Source organism: Paenibacillus spongiae (assembly GCF_024734895.1).
Classification (GTDB): domain Bacteria; phylum Bacillota; class Bacilli; order Paenibacillales; family Paenibacillaceae; genus Paenibacillus_Z; species Paenibacillus_Z spongiae.
The window spans coordinates 1,351,528-1,365,582 of sequence record NZ_CP091430.1; the positions used below are offsets into that span (position 1 = coordinate 1,351,528).

13 protein-coding genes are annotated in these 14,055 nt (G+C 55.4%); 9 read left to right on the forward strand and 4 right to left on the reverse strand.

Annotated elements, in window-relative coordinates; genetic code table 11:
* Positions 1-22 precede the first annotated feature (22 nt).
* The 6 genes from L1F29_RS06135 to yunB all read left to right on the forward strand — a co-directional run bounded on the left by L1F29_RS06135 (position 23) and on the right by yunB (position 6,324).
* Positions 23-1,465, forward strand: a complete 1,443-nt coding sequence (locus tag L1F29_RS06135; RefSeq protein WP_258387456.1) for a CoA-acylating methylmalonate-semialdehyde dehydrogenase — start codon at positions 23-25, stop codon at positions 1,463-1,465.
* A 46-nt stretch (positions 1,466-1,511) separates the two neighbouring features.
* Positions 1,512-2,543 carry an inositol 2-dehydrogenase gene (gene iolG / locus L1F29_RS06140; protein WP_258387457.1) on the forward strand — a complete coding sequence of 344 codons (1,032 nt, stop codon included), beginning with the start codon at positions 1,512-1,514 and terminating at the stop codon, positions 2,541-2,543.
* A complete protein-coding gene (iolB, locus tag L1F29_RS06145) occupies positions 2,531-3,346 on the forward strand; it encodes a 5-deoxy-glucuronate isomerase (protein ID WP_258387458.1) in 816 nt (271 codons plus the stop codon). Before iolG ends, iolB begins: the two co-directional genes overlap by 13 nt.
* A 76-nt stretch (positions 3,347-3,422) precedes the next feature.
* Positions 3,423-4,460: a LacI family DNA-binding transcriptional regulator gene (locus L1F29_RS06150; protein ID WP_258387459.1), complete on the forward strand. Its 1,038-nt coding sequence runs from the start codon at positions 3,423-3,425 to the stop codon at positions 4,458-4,460.
* Between the two features lie 291 nt (positions 4,461-4,751).
* On the forward strand, positions 4,752-5,294 hold the full coding sequence (locus L1F29_RS06155) for a DoxX family membrane protein (RefSeq protein WP_258387460.1): 543 nt from the start codon (positions 4,752-4,754) through the stop codon (positions 5,292-5,294).
* Positions 5,295-5,460: 166 nt separating this feature from the next.
* Entirely contained in the window at positions 5,461-6,324 is an 864-nt protein-coding gene (gene yunB, locus L1F29_RS06160) for a sporulation protein YunB (RefSeq protein WP_258387461.1), read from the forward strand.
* A 59-nt stretch (positions 6,325-6,383) separates the two neighbouring features.
* Here the strand turns inward: yunB and L1F29_RS06165 are convergent, their stop codons facing one another.
* On the reverse strand, positions 6,384-7,457 hold the full coding sequence (locus L1F29_RS06165; RefSeq protein ID WP_258387462.1) for a M23 family metallopeptidase: 1,074 nt from the start codon (positions 7,455-7,457) through the stop codon (positions 6,384-6,386).
* Positions 7,458-7,570: 113 nt separating this feature from the next.
* On the opposite strand from L1F29_RS06165, the gene lipA reads away from it, so the two are divergent.
* Positions 7,571-8,464, forward strand: a complete 894-nt coding sequence (gene lipA / locus L1F29_RS06170; RefSeq protein ID WP_258387463.1) for a lipoyl synthase — start codon at positions 7,571-7,573, stop codon at positions 8,462-8,464.
* Between the two features lie 18 nt (positions 8,465-8,482).
* On the forward strand, positions 8,483-9,253 hold the full coding sequence (locus L1F29_RS06175; RefSeq protein WP_258387464.1) for a YutD family protein: 771 nt from the start codon (positions 8,483-8,485) through the stop codon (positions 9,251-9,253).
* Between the two features lie 219 nt (positions 9,254-9,472).
* Here L1F29_RS06175 and L1F29_RS06180 read toward each other — a convergent pair whose 3' ends face one another.
* From L1F29_RS06180 to spoVV, 3 genes are all read right to left on the reverse strand, one after another.
* Positions 9,473-11,212 (reverse strand): ABC transporter ATP-binding protein, encoded by a 1,740-nt coding sequence (locus L1F29_RS06180; RefSeq protein ID WP_258387465.1) that lies wholly within the window; start codon positions 11,210-11,212, stop codon positions 9,473-9,475.
* Between the two features lie 2 nt (positions 11,213-11,214).
* Positions 11,215-12,012 carry an NAD kinase gene (locus L1F29_RS06185; RefSeq protein ID WP_258387466.1) on the reverse strand — a complete coding sequence of 266 codons (798 nt, stop codon included), beginning with the start codon at positions 12,010-12,012 and terminating at the stop codon, positions 11,215-11,217.
* Positions 12,013-12,079: 67 nt separating this feature from the next.
* Complete coding sequence (gene spoVV, locus L1F29_RS06190) at positions 12,080-13,165, reverse strand: dipicolinic acid transporter SpoVV (RefSeq protein WP_258387467.1); 1,086 nt, start codon at positions 13,163-13,165, stop codon at positions 12,080-12,082.
* Between the two features lie 492 nt (positions 13,166-13,657).
* On the opposite strand from spoVV, the gene L1F29_RS06195 reads away from it, so the two are divergent.
* A complete protein-coding gene (locus L1F29_RS06195; protein ID WP_258387468.1) occupies positions 13,658-14,050 on the forward strand; it encodes a globin domain-containing protein in 393 nt (130 codons plus the stop codon).
* Positions 14,051-14,055: the final 5 nt, after the last annotated feature.

Below are 14,055 nucleotides of genomic sequence, written 5' to 3' on the forward strand. Positions count from 1 at the left end.
CTACAGAGAGGAATGAACGATAATGACCGTATTGAAAAACTGGATTGATGGCTCATGGGTAGATGCAGCTACAGAACGAACGGAGCCCGTCGTTAATCCGGCGACGGAAGAGATTCTGGCCTATGTGCCGCTGTCCACTTCGGAGGATGTTGACCGCGCCGTTCAAGCGGCGAAGCAGGCCTTCGGCACATGGAGCCGTACGCCCGTTCCACGACGTGCGCGCATCCTGTTTAAATATCAGCAGCTGCTGGTCGACAACTGGGATGAACTCGCCAAGCTGATTACCCGCGAGAATGGCAAAAGCGTCGCGGAAGCGCACGGGGAGGTGCAGCGCGGCATCGAATGCGTGGAGTTCGCCGCGGGCGCGCCTTCCCTCATGATGGGCAAGCAGCTGCCGGATATCGCATCCAACCTGGAATCGGGCATGTACCGTTACCCGATCGGCGTTGTCGGCGGGATTACGCCGTTCAACTTTCCGATGATGGTGCCCTGCTGGATGTTCCCGCTTGCGATTGCCTGCGGCAATACCTTCGTGCTGAAGCCATCGGAGCGTACGCCGCTGCTCGCGTGCCGGCTGGCGGAGCTGTTCCATGAAGCGGGCTTGCCGAGCGGCGTGCTGAACATCGTCCACGGCGCGCACGAAGTCGTGAATGGGATCCTGTCGCATCCTGACGTGAAGGTTATCTCGTTCGTCGGCTCGCAGCCAGTGGCGGAGTATGTATATACAACGGCTTCAGCGCATGGCAAACGCGTTCAAGCTCTGGCCGGCGCGAAGAACCATTCGATCGTCATGCCTGACGCCGATTTGGATTTGGCGGTGAAGGAAGTCGTCAACGCGGCATTCGGCTCCGCCGGCGAGCGGTGCATGGCCTGCTCCGTCGTCGTGACGGTCGGCGATATCGGCGATGCTTTCGTACGGAAGCTGCAGGAAGCTGCCGATAAGATTACGATCGGGAACGGCATGGAAGAAGGCACGTTCCTCGGTCCTGTCATCCGCGGCCCGCATAAAGAGCGGACGCTCAGCTACATCGAAACCGGGGAGAAAGAAGGCGCGCTTCTGCTCCGCGACGGACGCAAGGACTCCGCTTCGCAAGGCGACGGTTATTTCGTCGGTCCGACCGTCTTCGATCACGTGCAGACGGATATGAAAATTTGGAAGGATGAAATATTCGCACCTGTCCTGTCCGTCATCAGAGCGGATTCGTTGGAGGAAGCGATCGAAATATCCAACCGGTCGGAATTTGCCAACGGCGCCTGCCTGTTCACCTCGAATGGAAGCAGCGTCCGTCAATTCCGCGAGACGATCGATGCCGGCATGCTCGGCATTAATTTGGGCGTCCCGGCGCCAATGGCGTTCTTCCCGTTCTCCGGCTGGAAGAAATCCTTCTACGGCGATTTGCACGCGAACGGCAGCGACGGCGTCGAATTTTACACGCGCAAAAAAATGGTGACCGCCCGCTGGTAATGCAGCGTCAACACGGCAGGACCGGACAAACGGGAGGAAGAGGATCATGAAGAAAATAAAAATAGGGATTATCGGGGCGGGGCGGATCGGGAAAATCCACGCCGATAATTTACTTCGTTTACCTGAAGCCGAGGTTGCGGCAATCAGCGATCTATATGCGGGTCCCGAGCTTGAGGCATGGGCGGAGGCCAGGGGAATAGCCAGGGTTACCAAGGACAGCGGCTCGATTATAGACGATCCTGACATTAACGCCATCTTTATTTGCTCCTCTACGGACACGCATGTGCCGCTAATCAAGCAAGCTGCCGCAGCGGGCAAGCATATCTTCTGCGAGAAGCCGGTCAGTCTCGATATAGCCCAGACCGAGGAGGCATTGGAAGCGGTCAGACAAGCGGGCGTCCAGCTTCAGGTCGGCTTTAACCGCCGGTTCGATCATAATTTTAGGCGCGTTCGCGAGCTGGTCGAGACGGGTGAGGTGGGTGAAGCGCATGTCGTGAAGATTACGTCGCGGGATCCGAATCCGCCGCATCCCGATTACATCAAAGTATCCGGCGGCATCTTTATCGATATGATGATTCACGACTTCGACATGGCCAGGTTCCTGACCGGCGATGAGGTTGAAGAGGTATATGCCCAAGGAGCGGTGCGCATCGATCCGATCTTCGCCGAGCATGAGGATGTCGATACGGCGATCGTCACGCTCAAATTCCGCGGCGGCGCGTTAGGCGTCATCGACAACAGCCGTCAGGCGGTCTACGGCTACGATCAGCGCGTTGAGGTATTTGGCTCCAAGGGCAGCGTGAATGTGACGAACGATCATCCGAATACGGCTGAGATCAGCACGTCCTCAGGGATAATGCGGGACAAGCCGCTGCACTTCTTTCTGGAGCGGTACAATGATGCCTATGTGCGGGAGACGAGGTTGTTTATTGAATGTCTGCTGAGCGGCAAGCCGCTGCCTGTGACGGGGAGCGATGCGCTGCAGGCGGAACGGATCGCATTGGCGGCCAAGCTGTCCAGCCGGTTGAACCGGCCGGTCAAACTAAGCGAGCTAGGAGGAGCGACATGTCAGAATTAATCGTCAAGCCGGCCGCAATCCCAGGCCCGGATGGGACCGTGCTTACGGTAACGCCGGAATCCGCAGGGTGGAGCCATGTAGGGTTTCAGGTGGTGAAGCTGCAGGAAGGACAATCGTACCGGCGGGAAACCGGCGAACAGGAGGTTTGTCTTGTTCTGCTAAGCGGCAGGGCGGACGTCCATACGGAGACGCAGAAGTGGGACAACATCGGACAGCGAATGAACGTATTCGAGAAAATCCCTCCTTACTCGGTCTATGTTCCGGCAGGCGACCGACTTGAAGTGGGTGCCTTGACGGAGCTTGAATTGGCGGTTTGTGCCGCGCCCGGCAACCAAGGAGGCGGCGAAGCCCGACTGATCCCGCCGGCTGCGGTTGGCGTGGAGATGCGCGGATACGGCCATATCGAACGCCGGATTCATAACATTTTGCCGGAGAGCGAGAAGGCGGACAGCTTGCTGGTGGTGGAAGTGTTCACGCCGGAAGGCCACTGGTCGAGCTACCCTCCGCATAAGCATGACCGGGACGCGCTGCCGGACGAGTCGCTGCTGGAGGAAACGTACTATTATCACGTGCAGCCGCGGCAGGGCTTCGCGATCCAGCGCGTCTACACCGACGACCGGACGCTGGATGAGACATTAGCTGTAAGAGACGGCGAGACCGTATTGGTGCCGAAGGGTTACCATCCGGTAAGCGCGCCCCCCGGATATGAAGTGTACTATTTGAACGTGATGGCCGGCCCGGCGCGCACGTGGAAATTCCATAATGATCCGGACCATGCGTGGATTATGCAGCCGCGCGGGTGACCGGCGGTTGCAACTTGGCTTCCATCCCCACATAATGAGAGGTACGTAGATTTGGACTAATGAACGGGTGGATGAGATGTCGAATGCAACGATATATGATATAGCCCGCGAAGCCGGCGTGTCGATCGCGACCGTCTCGCAAGTGATTAACGGAAAGGGAAAGATCAGCGACAAGCGGCGGCAAGAGATCTACCGTATTATGGAGGAGCTGAATTACCGCCCAAGCGTCATTGCGTCCGCATTAACCGGCAAGAGCACGTTTACGCTGGGGCTGCTCATTCCGGATATATCGAATCCCTTCTTTGCGGAGATGGCCAGAGCCGTCGAGGATTGCGGCAGCCGCAGCAAGTACAGTCTGGTCATATGCAGTACGGACAACAAGGACGAGAAGGTGAGCGGTTATTTGGAGCTGCTGCAGCAGAAGAGCGTCGATGGCATCATTATCGGCACCGGCGTCGAGGATCGGGATCTTTTGACCCCGCTGCTTCACAAATCGATTCCGATCGTCATGATCGCCAGGGAAATGCCGGGCATTCAGCTGCCTACCGTCATCGTTGACGATTATGCAGGCGGGAAGAAAGCGGCCGAGCATCTGCTCGGGCTCCGGCATAGAAGCATGGCGATTATTACGGAGCCGACCAAGGTAAGCAGCAGCCGGGAAAGACTCCGCGGATTTAGAGACGCGATCATGAGTCAAGGCTTAGAGCTGCCCGACGAGATGGTGAAGAAGACCGGGGAGAATTTATTGAAGGACGGCAAAAGCAGGGCGCTCGAGCTGCTTGCGGGTTCTAATCCGCCCTCGGCGATTTTCTGCTGCAACGACCTGATTGCCATCGGCACGCTTCAGGCGGCCAAGGAGCTTGGTATTCGGGTACCCGAGCAGCTGTCGATCGTCGGTTTCGACAACACGATTCTGGCATCCGTAACGGAACCGGCGCTGACAACCATTTCGCAGCCGACCGAGAAGATGGGCAGCATTGCGGTAGAAACGCTGATACGCTTATTGGAAGGAGACTCCACGGCGGAAGAGCAAGCCCGGACTATTCTAACGCCGGAGCTGGTCATCCGGAGCTCGACAGCCTCAGCCTTCGCGGGGAGTGAGGCCCATCCTTGAGCAGGCATGGGATTAATCCGGGCTCGGGACCGCGACCGGCGGGATCTGAGATCGAGCTATAAGTACCTTAAGGCTTCGGAGATGGTTATTCATCTCCGGAGTCTTTTTGTTATGCGCCGCATAAAAGTGCGGTTGAAAAAATAACGCAAATGTTTTTCATATTATGTGATTTATTTCACATACATGATTTGGATAAGGGGGTATAGTGAAAGTGTGATCAGGAAGTAATCAAGCAGCTTGAACAACCTGCAAGCAATGCACCTTTTTTAAAATACAAAGGAGTGTATGGTCATGATGAAATTTTGGAGAGAAAATGTGTATGCAGCCGGCGTACTGCTTATCTTTCGGGTGTATCTGGGCTGGCAATGGATGACGGCAGGGATCCACAAGCTGACGGGCGGATTCGACGCCACAGGGTATTTGAAGGGAGCAGTCGCCAAACCGGTCATGGACAAAGCGACGAATGAACTTGTTTACCCAACCTTCACCGGATTTCTTGAACACTTCGCGCTGCCGAATGCAAAAATATTCAATATTGTCATCCCGATCGGTGAGACGCTGGTCGGCCTGGGACTTATCTTGGGAGCTCTAACGACGGCGGCGGCATTCTTCGGACTGCTTATGAACTTCATGTTCCTGTTTGCCGGAACGATCAGCACGAATCCTTGGATGGTCCTCATCGGGACAATCGTCCTGGCGGGAGGAATCAATGCCGGCAAATTCGGCGTCGACTATTACCTGCTGCCGCTGCTGCGCAAGCTGTTCCACAAGAAAGACAACAAGAATGACGGCGCGGATGCAGGGAAGGGCATAAATACACCTGCACATATATAGACGCTAGATTGCAACCGGATGCGGGGACGGCTCATAAGCCGTCTCCGTTTTCTTGATAGGAATGAATCGAAGCACCCGCTGGCGCAGGGTGTTTCTTCTTTTTTGGACGAACGCTGCATAAGCTTGGAAAGGGGATGCGGACGAAGTGTGGAAGGGGGATCGCCGCATGTCAAGATGGGGTAGAAGAGGATGGCGCAGCCGCCGCCGGCCCAAGGGGAAGAAGCTGAGCCGCGGGAAAGTGTTTCTAATTATAACGCTCGTCGGTTTGTTTTTCTTGTTCCAATTCTTTATTTTCATCGAACGGAACCTGCGCGAGCCGCTGATGCATGTTGCGATGATCAGGGTAAAACAGGTTGCTACCCAGGCGATTAATAAATCCATAACGGAGCAGGTCGCACACCAGACGGATGCCGCCGAGAAGCTGATCGACTGGAAGACGAACGCAAGCGGCAAAATCTCCGGCTTTATGCTGAACTATGCGGAGCACATGCGAATAACATCCCAGACCATCGATACCGTACAGGGGACATTGACCGAGCTGGGCGACATTCCGGAGCATATTCCGATCGGCCGGGCTCTTAACAGTGCGATTATTACATCCTTCGGACCTCGTGTGCCGGTCAAATTCGAACCGCTCGGGGCGGTGAAGGTCGATTTGAATACGAGGCAGAAGGATGCCGGCATCAATATGATCTTGGTTGAAGTATATATGAGGATCACGGCGGAGGTATCCATCATCATTCCATTCGACACAAGGCCTGAGCTGGTGGAGACGGAGATCCCGATTTCCTATTTGCTCGTTGTAGGCGATGTGCCGATGTATTATTACGATAACAAAGGCAACCCGGTCGGCGATTCGGCTCCGGGAGCGCCGAACATTTCCCTGCCGATCGAGCCCGGCATGAACGGCGTAACGACAAGCCCGCCGGCGGAGGTTAAGCCGGCCGAGCCCGGAACCGAGGAGCAAGGCGGCAATGAGGGGGCAGGATCGGGGGAGATCCAGCAACCGAATACGTCTGAAGTAAAATGAAAAAACGGCAGCAAAGCACAGTACTGCGCTTTGCTGCCGTTCCTTTCTGGATGGAATGTCTAACGCCGTTTGAGGCGGCGCCGTTCCTCGTTTTCCCATTGCCGGAGCATCGGATACGGATCGAAGGACCACTCGATCAATCCCCGGTCGCGGTAGACGCCATAATGAAGATGCGGGGGAAACTTGCCCTGCGTGCCGGGCTTGCCGTAACCTGAGCTTCCAACCCAGCCGATTGGCTGGCCGGGCTTCACGATCGTGCCTACGGAGATGTTCTTGTCATAGCCTGAAAGATGGCCGTAATAATGATATACATTGTTCAAGTCCCGTATTCCCAGCCGCCAGCCGCCGTAAGGATTCCAGCCCTTTACTTCGACGATGCCGTAGCAGGTGCTGCGGACGGGAACGCCATGATTGGCGAATATGTCCGTTCCTTCGTGAATCCGGTAGCCGCCCCAGCTGCGTTTGGTCCCCCATGTTCCCTTATAGGAATAATTGTTTCCAACAGGTACAGGGAAGGCATGCTCGAACAGGTCGAGCTGCCCGTACGCGGCGTAGATGCGGGAAAACTGTCGGATTCGCTGGACTGCCCGGCTATTGTGATAATACTGCCATACTCCGATTGAGAAGTCGTCCTCGGACGGGCCGAATTTCATGAGATGACTGGCGACAGCGTAGAGCAGGTCGGAGTCGCTGGTGCGTTTGGCCAGACCGTCGCCGTCGCCGTCCTTGCCGGCGCCGCTGAACCAGCGGATCGAGAGCGGGAATTGATCTTCGTCGTCGGGGTTTAACAGGCCGGTCCATTGGGACGGCGTCATATAGATGCCGATCCATTCCCCAAGCTGCTGCCGCGATTTTGACCGGGCCTTCGTGATCGTACGCTCATATTGATCGATGGCCGCAAGCCTGTACCAGGGGATACCGCTTATGGCGCTCATCTGGTCAAAGAGCTCCCTTCGTTTATCGAACGCCTGGCTGCTATTGCCGGTGCTTGCGCTCCCTGACGCACGATTAACGGGGGTATTGGCTTTGGCTGGAGCCTGCGCATGAGCGGATTCTGCGCCAAGGCCGAGCGATGTCAGCAAGCCGATCGTGCAAGCGATAAGCATCGTGCGGCGAATATGGGTGCATTTCATTCAGGTCACCTCTAGGAAGAAACGTTCACCTGTATCATCCGCAAAATAATTGGTTTTTATCCGAAACGTGCTATAATAAGACGCAGGAATGAACAGAAAGTAGGTATGCCATCATGAAGACCTTGCAGAAGCCGGAACGCAAACCGGACTGGCTCAAAATCAAGCTGACAACAGGCGGCAACTACGCCGAGATTAAAGATATGATGAGTTCGAAGAAGCTGCATACGGTATGCGAGGAAGCCCGCTGTCCGAATATTTACGAATGCTGGGCGAACCGTACGGCAACCTTTATGATATTGGGCGATATTTGTACCCGCGCTTGCCGCTTCTGTGCGGTGAAGACGGGAATGCCCACCGAGCTAGACCTGCAGGAGCCGGAGCGCGTTGCGGAAGCGGCGCAGCAGATGGGACTTCAGCACTGCGTTGTCACGTCCGTAGCACGCGATGACTTGAAGGACGGCGGAGCTTCGATCTTCGCGGCAACGATCAAGGCGATTCGCAAAGAACTGCCATTATGCAGCGTTGAGGTGCTCATACCGGATTTCATGGGCAATTGGGAAGCACTGCAAGTGGTCATGGACGCCAAGCCGGACATACTGAACCATAATATCGAAACCGTGAAGCGGCTATCCAATCGCGTCCGCGCCAAGGCCAAATACGATCGTTCGCTGGAGCTGCTTAAGCAGGCCAAAGCAATGCAGCCTAACATTCCGACCAAGTCGAGCATTATGCTTGGCGTCGGCGAAACCTTCGAAGAAATATTGGAAGCGATGGACGACTTGCGTGCTGTGGACTGCGATATTTTGACACTGGGTCAATATTTGCAGCCGACGCGCAATCATCTTGCGATCGATCGATACGTTCATCCGGATGAATTTGCCAAATTGAAAGAAGAAGGACTGCGGCGCGGCTTCAGCCACGTGGAGTCCGGCCCGCTTGTCCGCAGTTCCTATCACGCGCATGAGCAGGTACAGTCAGCGAGCGAGGCTAAATCGGCTTCTATGTAGAAGGGGTGACATGCAGCTTTGATCCATATCGGCGGGAGATCCTATGAACTTGTTCACGATCACAAAAACGGATGGAATCCCGAGGCGTTCCGCGACCGTTACAGCGACGTGCTGGAACGTTACGATTACGTCATCGGCGACTGGGGCTATAATCAACTGCGGCTAAAAGGATTCTTTCGCGATAATCACCCGAAAGCGACTCCGGGCAGCACGATTTCGGGTTTGGTCGATTACATTAACGAATACTGCAATTTCGGCTGCGCTTATTTCGTGTTGTTGAAGCATCCGGGCGGCAGGCAGGATGGCGGCGAGGACGACATCGATCTGGATGCGGCCGAGTTCCAGGACTCTGACCGGCCGGAAGGCGAGAATGGAGATGGCGAGGTCGCTTACGATGCGGCGTCGGCTCCCGTAGCTGCGGCTTCGGAAGGCGAAGAGGCTGTGAAGCGCGAGCATATCCGGGCCGTACCGCGTAACCATCGCGAGCAGCGGCGGGATTACGGTCGTTCGCACCCGAACCGGAAGGATCACAATCGCGATTCGGATAAGGAGACCGCAAGCGGCGGCCGCAAGGCGCATAAGGATCGCGATCGAGAGCATGACAAGGATCGCGACAAGGAGAGCGCACGTCCGCCCCGCCAGCATGGAGGCGATCGTCCGCAGCAGGGAGCGCGTCCGAAGAAGCAGCAATTCCCTTCTGCCAAGGCTCCCGTGGCGGCTGCGTCCGAGACGCCTGCGACGGCTCAGGCTCCGCGCGGCGGCAAGGATTCCGGCAGCCACAAGAGCTAGAAGAGCTTTCTTCTGCAGCAGTTGATCGGCAGACTTATAATCTTGAACTGCGACCCGAAAGACGTACACTTGAATAAAGTGTTTGTCTTTCGGGTTTTTGTATTGCCGCGCCGGAATGAACAGGCAACATACAAAGGGCAGTCCCTCTGTCATATTCGATGACGTCAGGGACTGCCCTTTATGGATCTGGCTGGCCAATACAATAGGCTCTGATCCGCCTTAGAGATGCTGAACATTATAAAGCCGTGCGTATACGCCATCCTTGGCCATGAGTTCGTGATGAGAGCCTTGTTCGACGACCGTGCCGTGCTCGATGACGACGATGCTGTCGGCATGCGTAATCGTGGATAGGCGGTGAGCCACGATGAGCGTTGTGCGATTCTGCGAGAGCGTGCCGAGCGATTCTTGTATCGCATGCTCGGACTCCAAATCAAGCGCTGAAGTCGCTTCATCCAGCACCAGGATAGCCGGGTTCTTGAGGAAGACGCGCGCAATGGAGATCCGCTGCTTCTGTCCGCCTGACAGCTTAACGCCTCTCTCGCCAATCTCCGTATCGTAGCCCTCCGGCAGCGACATGATGAACTCATGCGCATTGGCCTGCTTGGCGGCGTCCACCATGGATTCTTCCGAGGCTTCAGGGGAGCCGAGCAAGATGTTTTCCCGAACCGTTCCGCTAAATAGAATGCTATCCTGCAGAACCATGCCGATTTGCGCCCGCAGACTGTGCTGGCTCACCGAACGTATGTCGCGCCCATCGATGGTAATGGAGCCTTCTTGAATGTCGTAGAAGCGGGCGAGCAGGCTGACGAGCGATGATTTGCCGCCGCCGCTCATTCCGACAAGCGCTACGGTTTGGCCGGCCGGTATGCTCAGGTCGATATCGCGCAGCACCCATTCCCCATCCTCAAGATAACGGAACGAAACGTCTCGGAACCCGATTTCTCCGCGCACATCGCGCAGCTCCTTCGCGCCGGGCTGGTCTTGAATTTCCGGCGTCTCATGCATCAGCTCCATAACCCGTTCGAGCGAAGCCGAAGCTTGAGTCAGCTCGGTCGATGCGTTGACGAGCCTGCGAAGCGGGGAGTAGAGACGATCCAGGTAGCTGTAGAAGGCGACGAAGGCTCCGATCGAGAGGTCTCCGACAGCAACCAAATAACCTCCATATGCAAGCACAAGGAGAGGCGCGATTTCGGTCAGCGTGTTAATAATGGATTGGGTCAGCGCATTCCAGCGCGTTAAAGCCAGCGCCTTCTGAAGAAACGTCGAGTTCCGGTCTCGGAATTGGTTCTCCTCATGGGTCTCCAGCGTGAAGCTCTTGACGACGGGAATGCCGTTCACATGCTCGTTCAAATAGCCCTGCATCTCGGCAAGCGACTGCGACCGGGAACGCGAATAGTTCCGCAGCCGTTTGTACAGTTTCTTGACGGCTATGGCGTAGAAAGGCAGGATAACGATCGCGACGAGCGTGAGCACGGTGTTCATCTGGAACATGATGACCAGCGCGACGGTGAGCGTAAACATATCCAGCCATATGTTCATCAGCCCGGTCTCGACCAGCGACTTGGTCTGCTCCGCATCGTTCATCATACGCGATATGATTTCACCGGATTTCCGGTTTTGAAAATAACGGATCGATAATTTCTGAAGATGGGCGTACAGCTTGCCCCGTAAATCAAATAAGATGCGGCTCGTCGTCATTTGCGCAAAATATTGCCGGTAATACTCCACCGGATACCGGACGACGACGAACAGCAGGAAAGCCCATCCGATTGCCTTGAGCAGCTTCTCGATCTTCACTTCCGCAGCTATCGGGGCTAGCAGCACCCCGTCGACGATATATTTGAGGAAGAGCGGAAGCGTAAGCGGTATGGCAAATTTGACCGCTCCTATCAAGAGCGTAAGAGCGATCATCCACCGGTAGGGCTTAACGACCTTTAAGTACGCTCGGAAAGCATTCATCGTTATTTGACATCATAGCCGAGGAATGCTTCCCGTACCCGATTCCAGAACGGAAACGGCCGATACCGGGCGAAGCTTACTTTACGGCTTGCTACGCTGCAGCGTATGGAACGGATATCGCTGCGGGTCATATTCAAATGGTCGAACGACAGCAGCAGCCGCTGCTCCTTGCGCGAGATGATGTCGCAATGGTGATGCTGCGGCAGCACGACTGCAGATCCGAGTGTCCGGTACACCCGGTTGTTAATCGAAGCGATCTCTGCAATTTGCAGCGATTCGATCGAAGGATGAATGACGGCGCCGCCCAAGCTCTTGTTATAAGCTGTGCTGCCTAACGGGGTGGAGACGACGATGCCGTCGCCGCGAAACATCTCGAACAATTCGTCATTGATGTTGATCTGAGCGACGATGGTATTATCCACGCCTTTAATCGTGAATTCATTGAGCGCGATATGATTCGAAACACCCGATGCGGTCTCCAGCTCGATCTGGGCGAGCGGGTAACGGACGATATGAGGCTCGCTCTCGGTCATCATGCGGACAAGCTCTTCGAGCTCGCCTGCTTTCCAATCGGCAAAGAAACCAAGATGTCCCGTGTGCACGCCGACAAAAGCAACGTCATCCAAGCGGTCCTTGTAGGAGTGGAAGGCTTGCAGCAGCGTTCCGTCGCCGCCGATCGAGACGACCATCTCCGGTGAATCCTCGTTAAACGTAAGCCCCCTGGCGGCCGCAAGCTCGTGAAATTGCTCAGCTAGCTGCTTGGACAGCTCATCTCCTCTGTCCACTACGACGTAGTTCAATGAAATAAGCTCCTTTACGTACCTTATAATAAGTCGATCATATCGGAAAACGCCGGTAAAAACAATGTTATCCGGCCGGAGCCAAACTATTCCAGAGAATATACACGAGTATAACCGCGATAACGCCATGCACGAGACGGGCGATCAAAAACGGGCGATAGCGCAAATCGGTACGGCTAAGCAAGCTGACCACCTGTGCATGAACCGACAAGCCGCCCCAGGAAAGAATGAAAGCGGCGATAGCAGCCTGATGGACCAGACCGCTGCTTATTGACTCCCCTGCCGTTCTAGCTCCGAGCGTAACCTCGAACAGGCCGTTCACGACCGCTTCCGAGAGCGATGCCGGCATTCCGAACGTGCTCATAACGATCCGGAATAGCTCGGCGATCATTCCGATTACGCCGACCATCGTAAGCAGCTCCATAACGACGGAGAAGAAAACGACAAGCCCGCCGACCACGATCATGAGCCGGAGCGCAGCCTGAACAGCTTCCTGAAGCAGCGTGCCGACCGCGCGCCCGTCCAGCAGTCGGGCCTGATGCATGGCGACTATGGCTTGCTTGAGCCGCGTTGGACGCCTGCCCGTCCCGGATTGGGCGGGCGCGGGGGGAGGAGACGATTCGGGACCCTTCCGGTCGTGGAAGCGCATGAGAAGTCCGATGATGAGGCCTCCGCCGTAATGAGCGGCGGCGAGCAGCGGCGCAAGTGCCGCATTGTTGAAAAATCCGACGGAAACGGCTCCGATCAGAAAGATCGGATCGGAGGTGGTGGTAATGGCCACGAGCCTCTCGCCCTCGGCACGCGTGATAAGCCGCTGCTCCCACAGCTGAGCCGTCAGTCTCGCTCCGACGGGATAACCGGACGCGTAACCCATGGTGACGACGAAACCGCCGATTCCGGGAAGCCTGAATAACGGCCGCATGAGCGGGTCCAGCAGCGTGCCGAAGAAATGAACGATGCCAAAGCCGAGCAGCAGCTCCGAGATGACGAAGAATGGGAACAGTGCGGGAAACAGAACCTGCCACCAGATGGACAGCCCTCGAACCGAGGCATGCAGGGCCGCTGCGGGAAATAAGGCAAGCAGCAGAACGAGCAGCGCGGCAGCCCAGGCGGGAATGACCGCAGGACGGAACAAGAATCGGACGAGTTGCACAAATTCCCCTCCATTCGCACAGGTTAGTGTCATGAACAAGGTCGATCTTCTATAACTATATGTATGGAGGTGGACAAACAAGTACCCCGAAGGAAAAATGATGCCTAACCGGAAAGCGCATCTTTATAAAAAATTTTTATTAAAAAAATGAGAAAACGCTTGCAAAGAATGATGTGTTTTCGACAAAGCTGTGATACAATAGATCTATATTCAGACGCTGGGGTGATCACTAATGAGTATTATTGCCGGCATCCTCGTTTGCGCTTTTGTTTACGTGATCCGTGAGTCGCTATTGGCTCCCGGCGAAGAGGATTGTGAAAGCTAGTGGATCTGCTTGAGTTGTTCTAATAGTCGCAGAATGCCCTCTTTTGAAGGGCATTTTTTTGTTGTTTGCAGCGATTTGGCAAGGAAAACGCCCATGATCTGAAGCGTCCTTCCCCCTGCAAGAAATTTATAATACCAAAGACCTATAAAATGGAGGACAATCTGTCGATGAATAACTATAGAACTACTTATGATGCTGTTGGAGGACTCGAAGGGTTAAGACAAATTACGGAGGTCTTTTATACTAACGTTCAGAAGCATCCTTTACTGGCGCCGCTGTTTCCAGAGGATATTGAGCCGGTCAAGGATAAGCAGATGAAATTTTTATCACAGTTTTTCGGAGGGCCTTCCCTTTATACTGATGAATACGGAAATCCGATGATGCGCGCTCGTCACCTGCCATTCCCGATTACACCGGCGCACGCGGACGCTTGGCTCGACTGTATGAGGCGGGCGCTCGCGGAGACGGATCTGCCAGGCGAGCTGCAGCAGTTCGTCCTGGACAGGCTATCGGGGCCTGCGCGCCACTTCGTCAACACTACTAACGAACAGGAGACGTGATCCTT